Raw genomic sequence first — 14,815 nt, 5'->3', positions numbered from 1 at the left:
GCTCGACCCTGTCGATTGGATCGGTCGGGAGCATCCTGTCGGCGGGAGCAATAGGTTCAGCGCTCTCCGCCCTATCGGGAGGATCGCTGTTGAGTGTCGGGTCATTGCTTTCCGCTCGGTCGAAATGGTCGATCCTGTCCTGGCGCACCTTGCGCGCCTTCCCGCCCTCTCGGTGAGCCCCGCGAGCTGAAGGCTCGCCCCAGGGCTCGGCGCGCCGCTCCCGGGGTTGAGAGAAGGACGAGGGCCGCAGACACAGTCGACATAGCCGCCATCGTGACCGCGCCGAGGACCCCCTCAGGCGACGGAAGACGGGATCCCGGCAACGCAGCCGCACCGTGGGCAAGCCCAGCGAGGACGACGGCGGGTGGGCCAGCGGCAAGTGTGCTGAGCCACGCGACCGGCGGACAGAGCGTCCCCACGGCGAGCGAGAGGGTCGCGGCGATGGTGATCGGCGGCACGAGCGGCCCCGCGAGGATGTTGGCCGGCAGCGTCCAACACTGGAATACCGGGTCGAGCAGCACGACGACGGGACCGCAGACCAGCTGGGCCGACAGCGGCACGGAGATCACCAGCGCCAACCAGTGGCCCAGACGTGGGGCCAGGGCTGCAGCGAGGGGTCGCCCGAGCAGGGTGATGCCGAGTGTGGCGAGCACGGAGAGGATGAAGCCGTAGCTGAGGGCGAGCGCTGGATCGGCGAGGAGGATGCCGACGACGGCCGAGCACAGCGCCGCGCAGGCTGTGCCGGCTCTACCGGCGAAGAGGGCAACCAGGCCGACTGCCCCCATGGCACCAGCGCGCAGGACACTGGCCTCGGGCCCGACGACGGCGACGAACGCGAGCAGGGTCAGCCCGCACGTCACGCCAACGGCCCACCGCGGGAGCCGGGCCGCTCGGAGGACGAGGGCGACAGTTCCGAGGACAAGCGCGAAGTTCGCCCCGCTGAATGTCCCTTAGGTATATACCTTCGGAGAACTGGATCGCCGGATTCGGACCCGTCCCGCGAGGACAACGCCCTCACCCCCTCGTCTCCCCCTCGAAGGCCCACCCCGATGAACACCAAGACCAGCAGTCTCGGCTGAGGATGAGCTTGTCGGTGGAGGAGCCTGCGCTGGCTGGTCGGCCCGGAGAACCTCGCGTCCGAAGCGGGCCAGGTGCCGAAATGCGAGAGGTCGGGGATCCAAGGCCTGCACTCCCCCGCCGCCCTTGGACCCGCGGGTACGCTCATCATGTGGCAGAGGATGATGCGCCATTCTCCTGGAGGCCCCGCAAGCCCATCGCGAAGATGAGCCGCGAGGAACGCCTTGCGCTCGCCCGCCACATCGTCATGACCGTCCGCCTCCGACTCCGCCTCCCCGCCGCCCAGGGCGACAGGGCTAAGCCGCGCCGAGACGACGAAGACGACTGAGATAGGCGTTGGCCACGCGCGTTTCTGTTCCCATGCCCGCCACGGGACGGCCGCTACCTCCGCATCGACTCGGGCAAGCAATGGCCAAGCCGCCTTGTCTGCTACTGCCGGTGGGCGTTCATGAGGACCCGCGCCATCCGCTTGGCCCTCTGGGCGGCCTGCGTGTCCCCTTCGGCCGCGGCCACGATGGCTCCTTTGATGAGGATGTGGATCGACCAGGCGAACTCGTGCGGATCAGCCAGCCCGGCGGACTCTGCAATTTCAGCAACCTGCTGTCGGGTCCGTTCCAGATAGCCGATGGTCGCCTTGCCTAGAGGGTGTTCTGGCCCTATGTCCATCAGAACGTGCAGGATGACACTTGGACCGCGCCCTGCTGGAACCAGTCCTCGAAGACGTCGAAGATGGTCAGCACCGCCCCGCCGTTGCGGGTCCCGTAGCGGGCGACCGCGAGTTTGATCGCTTGTGTCCGTTCCTCGTACCAGCGACCGAGATAGGCGAGCACGACATAGTCTTTTGACTTGAAGTGCTTGTAGAAGGTTGCCTTGGCGACCCCGGACTTCTGGATGAGTTCGTCGACTCCGACGTCCCGGATCCCGCGCCGGGCAAACAATTCGTACGCGGCATCGAGGATTCGCTGTCGGGCGGACCTGGGCGTGTGACCACGCGGGCGATTTCACCCGGACGTCACCACAGCATCGTACGTACTACCTGATTGCAGACAGAACGGTCGGTACGGCGAGAATATTGGAGCGGCGTCCGCTCGGGCCCGGTGGCACCGCTACTCGCGGGGAGGGACCGCACGGGCGTCCGCCCTAGTGTTTGAGTGCCGACATCCGGGAGAAGGTGCCGTTCTGTGGCCGGGGCAGTTCCGGGTAACGGCGTCCGTCCGGCCGGTCTTCTAGGAGTGGGGACTGGGAGCGCGCGGCCCGCATGAGCGGATCGCTGGACTAGCCTTCCGCCCGGCCCTATGCACGACGTCGGCGACCGCCTTCCGGGGTGGGCGGCCGTTTGCGTTGAGGTTCGTCGCCTAGACTGACCCGGCCCACCCTCTCCATGGGACCACCCTCGCTAACCTCAGGAGCCCCGTTCACCATGGACTATCAGGCCGACACGACGCCTCTGCCACCTCCCCGCCTCCCTGGACGTGGGGTCACCCCGTTGGGCCGGGTGGACGCCGAGCCCTCAGCGCTGGCGCAGCAGGGGTGGAAGAACCGCCGTCGCCTGCCGCCCCTGACTGTGCCCGAGCAGGAGGACTGGGAGCCTCTCGAGCAGGATCCGCGAGACCGTCTCCCCCGCTTCCCGCAGCCGTCGAAGCCCAGGCGGCGCAAATCCAGGGAGCCTCGGGGACGGTTCCGTCGGGCCCTGCGGTTCACGGCGGTCATCAGCGTCGTCGCGTTCGCAGCGAGCCTCGTCGCGACGTTCGCCTACATCTGGATCACCCCGCCGCGGACCTCGTATATGCTCCAAGCCGGCGAGCCGATCGTGTACCAGTACGTCTCGCTCGACCATGTGAGCCGCTGCACCGTGGCCTCCGTGGTCGCGCACGAAGACGAGGAGCTCGGAACGCGCGTCGGCGCGTTCTCGGGCGATGATTTCGCCGCACGCGCGCAGGCGTTCGCCTCGGGCCAGCCCGATCCGAGCGGCTCTACAGTCCCCCAGCAACTCGTCAAGAACATCTTCCTCTGGCCGAGCCACGATCCCCTGCGGAAGGGCATCGAGGCTGGGCTCTCCACGGAATTCGCCCTCATCGTGCCCAAGCAGCGGATCATGGAGCTCTACCTCAACTACGCGCAGTTCGGCCCGAAGCTGTTCGGCATCTGCGCGGCAAGCTGGTACTACTACAGCATTCCGCCCTCGAAGCTCACTGACTTCGAGTCGGCGCAGCTCATGGGGGTGCTCCCGGACCCGGACAACGTGCGGCGTGCGCCCGGCGGCGGCCTCGACATCCGCGCAAGCGCGAGTCCGGAGGCGGTCGAGCTCATCAACGGCGCGGCCAACGTCTGGGTCCCACGGCAGCTCGCGGGGATGGGCGGCTGGCAGGCTGCCGTCAAGACCATCGGGATCACGGATACCGCGGCAGACCATGCGGCGACCGAGGACAACCCGGACGGCTGTTCGCGGATGCCGCAGGACGTCGCCAAGCGGCTGCAGTCCGCGGGCGTCGGCTAACCCAGCCCTGGCTCACTCCGGCAATGGGTACAGTGCGGCAATGGGTTCGGCCCGAACCCCACAATCTGTCCCCAGGCGCGTCCTAGCCGGCAGCGACACTTTCGATGGCTCACCGCGGTCATTTGTGGATAGGTTTAGTCAGGTTGAGGCTGATGGTCTGGCCCGGGTTCAGCTCCCCGGAGGGCAAGTCTGCGAAGGTGTACCAGACGCGGTCTGTGCCGGTGAGTGGGCGGTTGGCGCCTTCCAGATCCGCGATCTCCGGCACTCCGAAGCGGAAGGCGATCTGACGCTCGGTGTCCCCGGGCGCGGTGGTGTAGGTCAGGGGGATCCCGTCGGCGTCGGCGGTGAAGGAGCCCTGTGCACCCTCGACGGTGACTTCACTGGGTATGAGTCTTACCTTGGTCCCCGCGGGTATGGGCCGATCTGCTGTGAGGGTCGTGTTCCACCGCAGCAACTGGTCCGTGGCGCAGCGGAATTTGTAGCCGAGGCTATCGAAAGAGTCACCGTCGACGGTGGTGTAGTAAATGGTCTGCCCGAAGGAATTGTTGACGCTCGTTCCTCGGCCGGATCTGCTGTCGACGGGGTTTTTCTGGAGCCACATGTGCCGGCCGGGCTGGAGGTAGTACACATTCCCCTGCTCGTACACGTGGTCCACACGGTTGGCCTCGGCCAACTGCTGCAGCGTGAGCCCGAATCGGTACTCCAGTCCTCCTGTGGTGTCCTTCTCCGCGACGACGTACTCGATCGGGATGCCGTTCGCGTCGTAGGTGGCCTTCCCCATCGCTCCTGGGGTCGGGTCGGGCGGCGGGATGAGCCGGAGCTGCTTGCCGGGGGTGAGCGGGTCCGCGATGCTCATCCCGTTGAACTGGGCGAGCCTGGCCGCTGAGAGATGGAAGTAGGCCGCGACCCCGGCCAATGTGTCAGTGGAGACCGGTGTATAGAAGTCGTCGTTGTTCCACGAGTCGGCAACCATCTTCCCCGACAGCGGGGCGGGACCGGACGGGGCCGGCGAGGCCGACGGTGCGGGCGAGACAGATTCCGCGCTCGGCTGCGGAGGCGCCGAGCATCCGGCGAGGAGCACAGCCAGCAGAATTACCGAGACCGTCCACGCCGGACTACGGCGTCCCCCACAGATCACTCGCACAAAAGGAAGCATATTGCGCATCCCAACGAACGCGGCCAAGGCTTGCACGTCTCCTCGAAGGATCCTTGGAGCTTCATGCCGAGGGTGCGCCCTATCGAAGTTGCGACTACGTCTTTTTTGCTCTTGTCTCTCCTTGAACTTTGCTACAAGTGCGTCATGACGTGGGTCGGAGATCGGTGGGTATGGCAGCGGCGGCGCGTCTTCTACTGATTCGAGGGTTAACTGCCGGTCGAAGAAGGCGGGATCCCGTAGCCACTAGTCATATACCTTCTCAGAACTACGCCACCTGATTGGGACGCATCCGCGCCGAGGACAACGCACTCCCCCACTCATCTCCCGCTCGAAGGCTCGCCCGACGAAGACAGCTCGGGGATCTTTGGGGGCCTCCGCTCCCCCGGATCCTATGGATCACGTAGCCCCCTGCCGGATTCGAACCGGTGACCCTCTGTTTACAGAAGCACGATCCCGACGATGCCCAACGCATCCCCGATTCAGCCTCTCACCTGCGAAAACTATCCAATAGGTGGAGCCGAGCTTACCCAACTGTTCCCGCCAGGTCACCCAAAAGTGGGTGGTTTATGGGTGACCACAGCCTATCGCTCGTAAGGCGGCCCAGCCGCAGCCGGTCCCGACCCAGGCCGCCGACCACCAGCAGTCCGAGCAGCACGGCCCGGACTCGCACCGAAACTCGAGCTCCAGCGGCCGGCGCTGAACCGAGCCCTCGGACAGCGGAACGGGGCCTCCCAATGGGAAGCCCCGTTCCGGGTTTAGCCGCGCCGTCCGTTCAGAGGGGGCGGATCTTCTGGGCCTGCGGGCCCTTCTGGCCCTGCCCGACCTCGTACTCGACCTTCTGGCCCTCGTCGAGAGAACGGTAGCCGCGCGCGTCGATCTCCGAGTAGTGGGCGAAGAGGTCCGCCGACCCGTCGTCGGGGGCGATGAAGCCGTAGCCCTTCTCCGAGTTGAACCACTTCACGGTGCCTGTAGCCATTGGTGCTGCCTTCCCCGCTGGCGCCGTGGCCGCAGTCTTCGCGGCCGGTCTTCTCACGCCAGTCCTTCCCTGCCACCCTATGTGTCCGCGCTCACTGCCTCCAAGCGGTGGTGACCGGGACGGCGGTGTCCGGGTCAGCACCTGGCCGCTCGCGCCGCACCGCTGCAGTTTCGGTGGCGGGGCCGTTCTCCGCCCCGTCGTCCTGCTCCTCGGTCGCACCGGCGTGCAATGCGGCCAGGATCGCGTTGGCCTTTTCAAGCAACGCCGCATTCCGCGGGTCCGAGGGTACCGCAGCTTCGGCTGCCGCCGAGTGCTGCGCCTGCCAAAGGAACGGGCGCCGGGCCCTGCCGGCGAGGGACAGGACTGCCCTGGCCACCCCTGCAAGGAGCATCATGCCGATCAGAAGGGCTGCCAGGATGAACAGCACGAGACTGCCGACCACGAAGGTGCCCCCGTACACGAGGTTTGCCACAAGGGTTGTGTCGTCCACACTGACTCCCTCCCATCAAGGCGCTACTGGGGCCGCCCTGGCGGCGCCCACGAAGGGCTTCACTGTTGGGGATGAGCCGGTTTCTTCACTCGATTAGAGGCTAGAGGCGCGCCGAAGCCACTGTCCATTGTGTGAAGGCCGGATGCCTTCGCCGAAGCCACTGTCCATTGTGTGAAGGCCGGATGCCTTCGCCGAAGGGCGTGGGCCGCGGTGAGGCTGGCATCGGCCATTCCTTGGAGCGTTTCGAGGAAGCTGCTCGAGCCGTTCCCTCCTTGTCGGAGCGGGCGCGGGGGAGGCCACGAGCTCGGCCGCGGGCGTCTCGAGAAGGCAGCCGGTGCCGCCCTTGCTTACGGCCGGTGGTAGTCCATCAGGATTCGGGCCATTCGTTTCGCCCTCTGGGCTGCATGCTCGTCGCCCTCGGCGTCGGCGACCATGGCCCCCTTGAGGAGGATGTGGATGGACCAGGCGAAGTCTTGGGGATCGGCGAGCCCTGCGGATTCGGCCAGGTCCGCGATCTGCTGCCGGGTCTTCTCGAGATAGCTGATGCTCGCCCTGCCGAGAGGGTGCTGGGGGCCCATTTCCATCATGACGTGCAGGAAGGCCGTGACCTGCACGGCCCCTTGCCGGAACCAGTCGTCGAACAGGTCGAAGATGGTCAGGACGGCGCCCCCGTCCCGGTTCCCGTACCGGGCGACTGCCTGCTCGATGGCGGCAGTGCGTTCTTCGTACCAGCGTTGGAGGAACGCGAGCACGACATCGTCCTTGGACTTGAAGTGCTTGTAGAAGGTGGCCTTGGCCACGCCAGAGGCGTGGATCAGTTCGTCGACCCCGACATCCCGGATGCCGCGTCGGGCGAAAAGCTCATAGGAGGCATCCAGGACCCGCTGTCGTGCGGGTACCGCGGCACGGGTGAGCCGTTTGCCCGTTGCTTCGCCGATGGTCATTCCCGCATGTTACTGACTACTCTCGGGTAGACAGAACGGTCCGTGCGGTCGCACCGACAGGGCGGCGTTTGGCCCTCCGTCCGGACTGCCGGAGGGGCCGGCGCGCGGGTTCCTCGTTCTGTCCGTGGTCGCGCCCGCCCGGATACACAATGCGGCGGCTGCTCTTTTCGGATCAGGCGGACCTGGGGCGTGCTGTAGGCCTGCTCGTGAGCAGCCAGGGGATCTCCAAACCCTCCCAGGGCCGGTCTCCGCTGGGCGGGTGGAGGTCGGAGGGGCGGGCGAGGAGGTACCGGACCCGGCCCGAGGCGGTGCGCCAGGCGACCCTGCCCCTCTCATCGGTCCTGCTGATCAGGTACCCGTGGATCTCGCCGTGCTGTGTGACGGCGATGACCCGGCATGGCAGCCCGGCCTCATCCCAGAGGGCCCGGTCCTCAGAGCCGCCGGGAGGGTGGTTCGCGGAGCTGTCCACTGTGCTCGGCGATCATCATTGGGGTCTGGCCCGGCCCGCACCCCGATCGGTCGCCGGAGGGCGCGGGACGGCCCAGGCTGTGCGGGTGATGGCCTCCGCGGCCGCCACCACCTCTGCCGCCTCCATGCCCGAGGGGAAGGCGAGCTCGAGCTGTTCCGCGGGCACTACCAGCCGGGCGAACTCCGGCAGCCGTGCCCGGTCGAGCTTCACCACGACCGCCGCCGGGCTCAGGCCCGGAAGGACGTGGACCACCACGCCGAGGTCGCCCGTTGCCGCCCTCACCTGCGCCATTGCAGGGTCCTTCACCTCGCGGCGGAACCGTACTCGCTCCCCCACCTCGAACAGTGCGCCCGTCCCGGCGCTTTCCTCCTGTGCCACGCAAAGACCTCCCCCGAGTGATTCCAACGCGGAGGCGCTGCCCCCAGCGGTGTACGAGGCCCCCAATTTATCCAGCGTTTTGAAAGCGGCTGGAGGGACTTTGGTCCCGACCGCACATGACAGTTGCAGTCACGCAACACGACAAGCGGCGCCCTTGGGCTTCGTTCGAGGTTGCGGGAGGTGCGATGGCTAGGCTCCTTTCGATGGAGACGGACAGGACGCTCGCCCACGGCACCATGCTGCGCCTCCTCAGGGCAGAGGACGCCGAACCGCTCGCGCGTGCGTACGCCCAGAGCCGCGAGTACCTCGCACCGTGGGAGCCGGTGCGCCCCGAGGAGTGGTACACCGAGGAAGGGCAGGAGCAGGCGATCCGCCACTCCCTCGAGGAGCTCCTCAGGGGAACCGCGCTACCGCTCGTCCTCGTCCAGGACGGCTCGATCATCGGGCGGGCCACCCTCTCATCGGTCGTGCGCGGCGCGTTCCAGAACGCCCACCTGGGGTACTGGATCGCCGAGCACGCCCAGGGGCAAGGGATCATGACCCAGACGATCGGGGTCCTCGTGGAGATCGCCCGCGACGGGCTCGGGCTGCACCGCCTCGAGGCCGCGACGCTGCCCCAGAATGTGCCCTCCCAGCGGGTGCTGGAGAAGAACGGCTTCGAGTTCTACGGGCTCGCGCACAAGTACATCCAGATCGCCGGCTCGTGGGAGGACCACCGGATGTACCAGCGCATCCTGTGACCGGGACCGTTCGGTGCCCCGAAGAATTAGGCCGATGAGGAAGTCGATCTGCTGTCCTGGGCGACGAATGACGCCAGGGGGCGGCTCTCCGCCCGGTACTCCAGCGTTGCCCCCAGACGAAGGGAGCACCAGATTGGGGGCCACCTCGGCTGGGCAACTTCAGGCATCCGCTGTCAGAACCGCGAGGCATGGAAGCCGTGAGCATCACTTCCAGTGGTGGCTACCTCGACCGCCCCCATTCGAGCTCACTGGCGGACGTCCTGACCGTGATCCTCGACAAGGGCCTGGTCATCGACGCCTACGTTGGCGTGTCCCTGCTCGGGATCCAGCTGCTGACCGTCGACGCCAGGATCGTTGTCGCGAGCGTGGACACCTATCTCCGCTTCGCCGAGGCGACCAGCCGCCTCGACCTGACGAAGCAGGGCGGCAGGCCCCTGACGGAGATCGTCCAGAAAGGGGTCGAGAATACCGTCGAAGGCCTCGCCCGCAAAGTCGCGAAGGACAAGACCAAGGATGCGATCGAGACGGTCCAGCAGAAGGTCGAGGACGTAGTCACCACAGTTGCCGAGAAGGTCGAGGGCGCGGTCAGCCACGTCATGGACGCAGCCGAGAACCTCGTCGGCGACGACGACGGAGGCCAGGACTGAATTGCGAAGATCGCGATAAACGCCCCGGCCTTGGCGTCGAGTTCAGGACCTGGCGGTCTCATTCTCGAGGACCTCGACGTCGCACCCGAAGACCGTGATGTCGTTCCAGTCCTCCGGCATCGGCTCCACGGGGGCCACCCCGAGGGCATCGAGCCAATCTGGGAGCTGGCTGGGATAGTCGAGACCGAAGACGACTCCGTCTGAACTCATGCCCGAAATCACCTTGCTCGTTTCCTGCCGCCGGCAGATCGCGGCCTTCCACCTGCCGCCGCGTCGCCGGTGCCTGAGCGAGTGGACCTCGAGCCAGAGCTTCTCGTCCGGCCCCAGGTCCTTCGCCGCCTTCTCGAGCCGGGCCCGCAGGTTCTTGGCCGCGCGCTTGTCGATCACCGCAATCCCCCATCTTCATCGATGCTCCCCCGACCGACACTGCCACACGCGCGCTTGCCAGCGGTCGAGAACGCGCCCAAACGGTCGCAAAGGTCCCCGGCTGGAGGGAAAGTGGACGCGTCACGCCCTCCCGCTCCCCGAGGGCTCGGGCTTACCCTGATGCCGCTGGGACGTCCGCGCTCCTCGGCGCCGCCTGGGCCTCATAGGCCGGTCATTCCTCAAACTTGATGGGACGTGGTCCCGATGGCACGCCGGTCACGGATGGCCGCAGCCTTGCCCCTCGCTCTCATGCTCGCCGCCTGCCAGTACTCGGGCTCGACCTCTTCATCCACCCCGAGCGCCAGCCTGTCCCCCGCCATTGCCTCCCTCGACGAGCAGGCCAAGCTGTTCATCGGCAGTGGGGCCGTCTCCGCCGTCGCCCAAGTGAGATGGCCCGGCGGGCAATGGTCGAGCGCCTACGGGGTGCGGGACCTCGACACAAAGGACCCGGCCCAGCCCGGGGACATGGTGTCGGTGGGCAGCCTGACCGAGACGTTCACCGCGGTCACCGTGCTCAAGCTGGTCGACGACCACCTGATCGGCCTCGACGACCCCGTGAACGGCGTCATCCCCGGCTTCGAGGCCGAGCTCCACCCGCCCGGGCCGATCACCGTCAGGGAGCTGCTCGGCCAGACCTCCGGCATCCCCAGCTACATCCCCGCCTCGATGGGCGGCGTGGACTTCCGCCCGGCCCTCGCCCAGCCGCTGACGCTCGAGCAGGCGCTCAAGGACGCCGCCGGCCAGCCCTGGCCCGCAAGCGCCGTCGGAAACTACCAATGGGACGAGACCAACTACATAGCCCTCGGCCTGCTCGTCCAGACGCTGCGGAAGAAGCCCTTCCCCGACGTCCTCAACGAAGAGGTCATCGCCCCGCTCGGGCTGGCCCACACGTCCACGTCCCGGCTCGACCTGACCCAGAAGGACATCCTCCACGGCTACCTGACCTTGCACGGGCAGAGGATCGACACCACGGACAACACGCACCTAGCCGGCTCCTCCGCCGAAGGGTTGATCTCCACGGTGGGCGACGTGAACGCCTTCCTCGCAGCCCTCTTCGGCGGCAGGCTCCTCTCGCCAGCATCGCTGGCGCAGATGGAGAAGGGCGCCTCGCCGGCGCCCTACGCCCTCGGCATCTGGAAGGGCCCGCAGGGCTGCACGAGCAGCGGATCGTTCCACATCGCGGGCAACGAGGAGTACACCTTCACCGTCGCCGTGGCCAGCAGCGACGGAAAGTACACAGCGACCATGGTCCTCGCTCTGCCACCCCTGCCCGGAACCCCCGAGGACCCCAGCGCTGACCAGCAGCGCCAGTCGATGGGCGAGCAGATGCAGTCCACGCTCAGCGAGACGGTCAACTCGCTATGCAGTGCCCATTGACTCCAGCGGAAACCACTCCCAATATCCTTTGGGGCGCTAATCAGGAAGGACGAGATCACGATGGCCAAGAACCCGTTCGAGCACAAGGAGCATGGGTCCGAAGAGCACCCGAAGCGCCACGGATTGCATCTGGGTGAATGGCTGAAGCGAGAAGATGCCGGGGTGTCGGGAGGATCGAGCGGAATCTTCTTCACTTCGCACGATCCACCGCTCCCTCCGGAGAGGACCTGCATCCAGGGACATGAGATCCCGCCCGGGCAGGAACACTGTTCGCACGGCCACCCAGCTGGCTGACCCACTGCGCTCTCTGCCCTGGCCCCTGATCTCCGTGCCTGACCCGGGAGGATAATGTGAGCCTTGAAGCGGACTACCTGATCGTCGGCAGCGGTGCCGTGGGCATGGCGTTCGCCGACGTCCTGGTCCACGAGACAGACTCGACGGTTGCCCTCGTAGACCGACATCACGCCCCGGGCGGTCACTGGAACGAGGCCTACCCCTTCATCCGCCTCCACCAGCCTTCGGCGACCTACGGGGTCAACTCCCGCCAGCTCAGCGACGGCTCCCGCGACACCACGCCCCTCAACTTGGGCCTCTGCGACCGTGCCAGCAGCGCCACGATCCTGTCCTACTACGAGCAGGTGATGCGCGAATTCCTCGCCACCGGACGGGTGCACTACTTCCCCCTCACCGACTACCAGGGTGATTACGACCAGACGCACCGCCTTGCATCCCGGCTCGACCGCCGAACGCTCGAGCTGCGCGTCCGTGAGAAGGTCGTGGACACCTCGTACCTCCGCACGGAGGTCCCCTCGACCCACCCGCCCGTGTATGAGGTGGCCCCCGGCGTGCACTGCATTCCGCCCAATCTGCTCCCGGAGCAGGCGCGGCCGCCGAGCGGGTACGTGGTCATCGGGGCGGGAAAGACCGGCATCGACGTGTGCCTCTGGCTGCTGGAGAACGGCGTTTCCCCGGACCTGATCACCTGGATCGTGCCGCGCGATCCGTGGATGCAGAACCGGGCCAAGCTGCAGCCTGCCGAGGAGTTCTTCGAGCAGACCTTCACCGCGTTCGCTGTCCAGGCCGAGATCGCGGCCACTGCAGCCACGGTCGGGGAACTCTTCACCGGCCTGGAAGCCGCAGGGCAGATGCTGCGGTTGGACCCCGGGGTGGCCCCGGGCATGTACCACGGCGCGACCGTCTCCGAGGCCGAGCTCGAGGCCCTGCGGCAGATCCGCAGCGTCGTGCGCATGGGGCGGGTCCGTCGCCTCCAGCCCGACAGGATCGTCTTGGACGACGGCACGGTCGAAGCGGACCTTCGCCGCCTCTACATCGACTGCTCGGCCCGGGGCGTCGCCGTCCGACCCGCCTTCCCCGTCTTCGAGGGGCGCAAGATCACCCCGCAGATGGTGCGCCCGCTCCAGCCCGTCTTCAGCAGCGCCATCATCGCCCACATAGAGGCCACCAAGGGGGACGAGGCGGAGAAGAACGAGCTCTGCGCCCCATTCCCGATGACCGACCGGCCGCAGGACTGGCTGGGAGCGATGCTGTTCAACCTGGCAGCCCAGGCACGCTGGAGGCAGGACCCCGATCTGAGGGAATGGCTCGTCCGCTCCAGGCTCGACAGCTTCTCCGGCTTGGCCCGGAACGTCAGCCCGACAGACGAGGCGCGGATCGCCCTGCTGCACAGGTACGGCCAGGCCGCATCGGCCGCGCCGGCGAACCTTCAGCGGCTGATCGCCGCCTCAGTCCCACTGTGACCGAGCGGGGACTCCGCCTTGCACGCTCCCGGGACCACGGTCCGGGTCGCCACGCGCGGCCGCCAGACGACGGATCAGCCGACGCAGGAATACGATGAGGAATTCGTCCCTTAGGGAGCAAATTCGGTTGAACGTCTATGGCCGGGAGCGCAGTGGGCCGTCTCGGCTAGGGCCCTCCGCACATGTACAGCAGCAGATGAGAGGCGTAGTCTCACTCCCGTGCGGCTGACTCCCTTCAGCGCGTATGTGACAAACCGCCCCGGCCAACCACGACCGGGGCGGCCTCTTTCCCACGATGAAGGAGTGCCATGGTCAACGGCGACCACCGCAATGCTGCCCGCCACCCCAACTGGGAGGACCCCGCTCTGGACTTCCAGGACGCACCAGAGGAGCCTTCCTGGGACGAAGAGGACGGGCTCTTCGACAGCGAGGAGATCGTCGTCTCCTGACCCCTGGAGAATTCCGGTGATCGCGCCACGAGCGGGTGCGGGCTCGCCACTGGGGGTTGGGCCCCGCTACCTGCCCGGCGCCCAGGCGAACCCGCACCAGTCACATTCTCAACACCGCGCTTTCGCCAGTCTCAGGACCAAAGGCTCTTGATCTGGCGGCGCCACCGCTATCCCACGGCTAGGGAATCTCGAGGTCCATGACCGGGGTGAACCGGACGCCCTTCTCGGGCTTTCCGAGGTGTCCCCCGCCGAGCCCGAGCGTCACGGCGCCCGCGGCGGGACGGACGAAAGCCGTCGACCAACTGCTGAACCGCACTCCCCCGCCGCCGCTCCCCTGCACCAGCCGCGCAAACGACCCGTCCGCCAGCTGAAGGGCAGGCCGGTCATGGACCGCGGCCTGCTGGAAGTCGACGAAGGCGATGTTGACCCGGACGAACTCGTTCCAGATCTCTTAGCTGGGCACATACCCGTGGACTATGACGCCCTCGGGGACGGCGACCCGCAACTCGTGCCGCTCGGGCAGGAGCACCTGCTCGAGCACCGGCTCGGGCTTATCCCGTCGCCGGCCATCAAGGATCCCGTTCATGAAGCGCTGCCTGTCAGTCTCTGGCGGGCAGGGTCTAGAGGGAGGCGTATTAGGAGGCGGCACGGGCTCGCGTCGTTACTCCCCCGCTCCGCACCGCCTCCTGCTCGCGGAGATGGCGGTAGAGGGTGGAGCGGGACCAGCCGATCGCCTTGGCGGCTCCTTCGCGGAGGGGTTCTGGGCGAGCATGCTCTTGGCGGTGGCGAGCTTGGCGGCGATCGTCTTGGCGTCCGGGCCCTTGCGGCCGAACTTAACCCCGCGGGCGCGCGCGGCGGCCATGCCGGCCTTCGTCCGTTCGGAGTTCAGCTGCCGCTCATGCTCCGCCAGGACCGCCATGAAGTTCAGCATGAGCCGCCCGTTCGGGGTGTCAGGGTCGATCTGCTCGACCAGGGAGCGGAGCTTGACGCCCTTCTCCTGGAGGAGCTCCCAGTGGCGACCATGTCGGCGACGCTGCGCCCGAGCCGATCTATCCTCCACACCAGGAGTTCATCCCCTGGCCGCAGGTAGTCCAGCAGCTTCGCCATCGCCGGGCGCGCGGCCGCAGCGGAGGCACCGGTGATCTCGTCGGAGAAGATGGCTTCTCGTCGACGCCGGCGGCCAGCAGTGCCCGCCGCTGCAGCGCCGCGTCCTGCTCCACACTGGAGACGCGGGTATAGCCGAAGATCATGTCCTATTCACCCCTAGGGCTTGCAGGATTATCTAATAGGACGAATTCTGGGATCTAACGAGACGATCACGAGGGAGTCGTGCCCACTCAGCGATGAAGCCCCGGCCAGCGGAAAGCTGACTGGGGGCTCCGTCTCGCCCATGCGCCGACATGGGTGGGCCCACGAGGCGAGGCGACCGAAG

Annotated in this window: 18 protein-coding genes and 2 pseudogenes; 7 read left to right on the top strand and 13 right to left on the bottom strand. The window is 67.1% G+C overall.

Going from position 1 to position 14,815, the window contains the following annotated elements; genetic code table 11:
• Positions 1-101: 101 nt before the first annotated feature.
• Positions 102-929: pseudogene (locus E5679_RS02900) on the bottom strand (ComEC/Rec2 family competence protein); the annotation flags it as partial.
• 299 nt (positions 930-1,228) lie between these two features.
• On the opposite strand from E5679_RS02900, the gene E5679_RS20750 reads away from it, so the two are divergent.
• Positions 1,229-1,405, top strand: coding sequence for a hypothetical protein (locus tag E5679_RS20750; protein ID WP_171042230.1), 177 nt, complete (start codon positions 1,229-1,231; stop codon positions 1,403-1,405).
• Between the two features lie 101 nt (positions 1,406-1,506).
• Here E5679_RS20750 and E5679_RS21160 read toward each other — a convergent pair whose 3' ends face one another.
• Together E5679_RS21160 and E5679_RS21155 are read right to left on the bottom strand one after the other, a co-directional pair.
• Positions 1,507-1,743, bottom strand: coding sequence for a hypothetical protein (locus E5679_RS21160; RefSeq protein ID WP_249335917.1), 237 nt, complete (start codon positions 1,741-1,743; stop codon positions 1,507-1,509).
• Positions 1,743-2,015, bottom strand: coding sequence for a TetR/AcrR family transcriptional regulator (locus E5679_RS21155; RefSeq protein ID WP_249335916.1), 273 nt, complete (start codon positions 2,013-2,015; stop codon positions 1,743-1,745). Before E5679_RS21155 ends, E5679_RS21160 begins: the two co-directional genes overlap by 1 nt.
• 482 nt (positions 2,016-2,497) lie before the next feature.
• Here E5679_RS21155 and E5679_RS02890 point away from each other — a divergent pair, with 482 nt between their 5' ends.
• Entirely contained in the window at positions 2,498-3,574 is a 1,077-nt protein-coding gene (locus tag E5679_RS02890) for a transglycosylase domain-containing protein (RefSeq protein ID WP_138413591.1), read from the top strand.
• 118 nt (positions 3,575-3,692) lie between these two features.
• On the opposite strand, the gene E5679_RS02885 is transcribed toward E5679_RS02890, so the two are convergent.
• The 6 genes from E5679_RS02885 to E5679_RS02860 all read right to left on the bottom strand — a co-directional run bounded on the left by E5679_RS02885 (position 3,693) and on the right by E5679_RS02860 (position 7,987).
• Positions 3,693-4,730: a LysM peptidoglycan-binding domain-containing protein gene (locus tag E5679_RS02885; protein WP_171042229.1), complete on the bottom strand. Its 1,038-nt coding sequence runs from the start codon at positions 4,728-4,730 to the stop codon at positions 3,693-3,695.
• A gap of 772 nt (positions 4,731-5,502) precedes the next feature.
• Positions 5,503-5,706, bottom strand: coding sequence for a cold-shock protein (locus E5679_RS02880; RefSeq protein WP_138413589.1), 204 nt, complete (start codon positions 5,704-5,706; stop codon positions 5,503-5,505).
• Positions 5,707-5,797: 91 nt separating this feature from the next.
• Positions 5,798-6,196 (bottom strand): hypothetical protein, encoded by a 399-nt coding sequence (locus E5679_RS02875; RefSeq protein ID WP_138413588.1) that lies wholly within the window; start codon positions 6,194-6,196, stop codon positions 5,798-5,800.
• A 347-nt stretch (positions 6,197-6,543) separates the two neighbouring features.
• Positions 6,544-7,140 (bottom strand): TetR/AcrR family transcriptional regulator, encoded by a 597-nt coding sequence (locus tag E5679_RS02870; protein ID WP_138413587.1) that lies wholly within the window; start codon positions 7,138-7,140, stop codon positions 6,544-6,546.
• Between the two features lie 172 nt (positions 7,141-7,312).
• The gene (locus E5679_RS02865) at positions 7,313-7,609 is read right to left on the bottom strand and encodes a hypothetical protein (protein ID WP_138413586.1); all 297 of its coding nucleotides are present in this window, start codon (positions 7,607-7,609) and stop codon (positions 7,313-7,315) included.
• A gap of 15 nt (positions 7,610-7,624) precedes the next feature.
• Positions 7,625-7,987 (bottom strand): hypothetical protein, encoded by a 363-nt coding sequence (locus E5679_RS02860; protein WP_138413585.1) that lies wholly within the window; start codon positions 7,985-7,987, stop codon positions 7,625-7,627.
• A gap of 203 nt (positions 7,988-8,190) precedes the next feature.
• On the opposite strand from E5679_RS02860, the gene E5679_RS02855 reads away from it, so the two are divergent.
• Together E5679_RS02855 and gvpJ are read left to right on the top strand one after the other, a co-directional pair.
• The gene (locus tag E5679_RS02855; RefSeq protein ID WP_138413584.1) at positions 8,191-8,727 is read left to right on the top strand and encodes a GNAT family N-acetyltransferase; all 537 of its coding nucleotides are present in this window, start codon (positions 8,191-8,193) and stop codon (positions 8,725-8,727) included.
• A 197-nt stretch (positions 8,728-8,924) separates the two neighbouring features.
• Positions 8,925-9,374, top strand: coding sequence for a gas vesicle protein GvpJ (gvpJ, locus tag E5679_RS21675; RefSeq protein WP_249335915.1), 450 nt, complete (start codon positions 8,925-8,927; stop codon positions 9,372-9,374).
• 42 nt (positions 9,375-9,416) lie between these two features.
• Here the strand turns inward: gvpJ and E5679_RS02845 are convergent, their stop codons facing one another.
• Complete coding sequence (locus E5679_RS02845) at positions 9,417-9,761, bottom strand: hypothetical protein (protein ID WP_138413582.1); 345 nt, start codon at positions 9,759-9,761, stop codon at positions 9,417-9,419.
• 243 nt (positions 9,762-10,004) lie between these two features.
• Here E5679_RS02845 and E5679_RS02840 point away from each other — a divergent pair, with 243 nt between their 5' ends.
• The 3 genes from E5679_RS02840 (at position 10,005) to E5679_RS20745 (ending at position 13,383) form a co-directional block, all read left to right on the top strand.
• A complete protein-coding gene (locus tag E5679_RS02840) occupies positions 10,005-11,177 on the top strand; it encodes a serine hydrolase domain-containing protein (protein ID WP_249335914.1) in 1,173 nt (390 codons plus the stop codon).
• A 350-nt stretch (positions 11,178-11,527) separates the two neighbouring features.
• The gene (locus E5679_RS02835; protein ID WP_138413581.1) at positions 11,528-12,934 is read left to right on the top strand and encodes an NAD(P)-binding protein; all 1,407 of its coding nucleotides are present in this window, start codon (positions 11,528-11,530) and stop codon (positions 12,932-12,934) included.
• 308 nt (positions 12,935-13,242) lie between these two features.
• Entirely contained in the window at positions 13,243-13,383 is a 141-nt protein-coding gene (locus E5679_RS20745) for a hypothetical protein (protein ID WP_171042228.1), read from the top strand.
• Positions 13,384-13,561: 178 nt separating this feature from the next.
• On the opposite strand, the gene E5679_RS20740 is transcribed toward E5679_RS20745, so the two are convergent.
• The 3 genes and pseudogenes from E5679_RS20740 to E5679_RS02830 form a co-directional block, all read right to left on the bottom strand.
• Positions 13,562-13,723, bottom strand: coding sequence for a hypothetical protein (locus E5679_RS20740; RefSeq protein ID WP_171042227.1), 162 nt, complete (start codon positions 13,721-13,723; stop codon positions 13,562-13,564).
• Positions 13,724-13,834: 111 nt separating this feature from the next.
• The gene (locus E5679_RS21405; protein WP_275092537.1) at positions 13,835-13,969 is read right to left on the bottom strand and encodes a hypothetical protein; all 135 of its coding nucleotides are present in this window, start codon (positions 13,967-13,969) and stop codon (positions 13,835-13,837) included.
• A gap of 75 nt (positions 13,970-14,044) precedes the next feature.
• Positions 14,045-14,526: pseudogene (locus E5679_RS02830) on the bottom strand (recombinase family protein).
• Positions 14,527-14,815 lie beyond the last annotated feature (289 nt).

The organism is Sinomonas gamaensis (assembly GCF_005876955.1).
Taxonomy (GTDB): domain Bacteria; phylum Actinomycetota; class Actinomycetes; order Actinomycetales; family Micrococcaceae; genus Sinomonas; species Sinomonas gamaensis.
Note: the sequence above shows the minus strand (reverse complement) of the source record. Positions and strands in the feature narration are given on the sequence as shown.

Bases quoted from the DNA above. Each gene is read 5' to 3' on its own strand.
- E5679_RS02890 (WP_138413591.1), top strand. From the start codon at position 2,498: ATGGACTATCAGGCCGACACGACGCCTCTGCCACCTCCCCGCCTCCCT.
- E5679_RS02885 (WP_171042229.1), bottom strand. From the start codon at position 4,730: ATGCTTCCTTTTGTGCGAGTGATCTGTGGGGGACGCCGTAGTCCGGCG.
- E5679_RS21405 (WP_275092537.1), bottom strand. From the start codon at position 13,969: ATGAACGGGATCCTTGATGGCCGGCGACGGGATAAGCCCGAGCCGGTG.
- E5679_RS02840 (WP_249335914.1), top strand. From the start codon at position 10,005: ATGGCACGCCGGTCACGGATGGCCGCAGCCTTGCCCCTCGCTCTCATG.
- E5679_RS02880 (WP_138413589.1), bottom strand. From the start codon at position 5,706: ATGGCTACAGGCACCGTGAAGTGGTTCAACTCGGAGAAGGGCTACGGC.
- E5679_RS02870 (WP_138413587.1), bottom strand. From the start codon at position 7,140: ATGACCATCGGCGAAGCAACGGGCAAACGGCTCACCCGTGCCGCGGTA.
- E5679_RS20745 (WP_171042228.1), top strand. From the start codon at position 13,243: ATGGTCAACGGCGACCACCGCAATGCTGCCCGCCACCCCAACTGGGAG.
- E5679_RS21160 (WP_249335917.1), bottom strand. From the start codon at position 1,743: ATGGACATAGGGCCAGAACACCCTCTAGGCAAGGCGACCATCGGCTAT.
- E5679_RS02855 (WP_138413584.1), top strand. From the start codon at position 8,191: ATGGAGACGGACAGGACGCTCGCCCACGGCACCATGCTGCGCCTCCTC.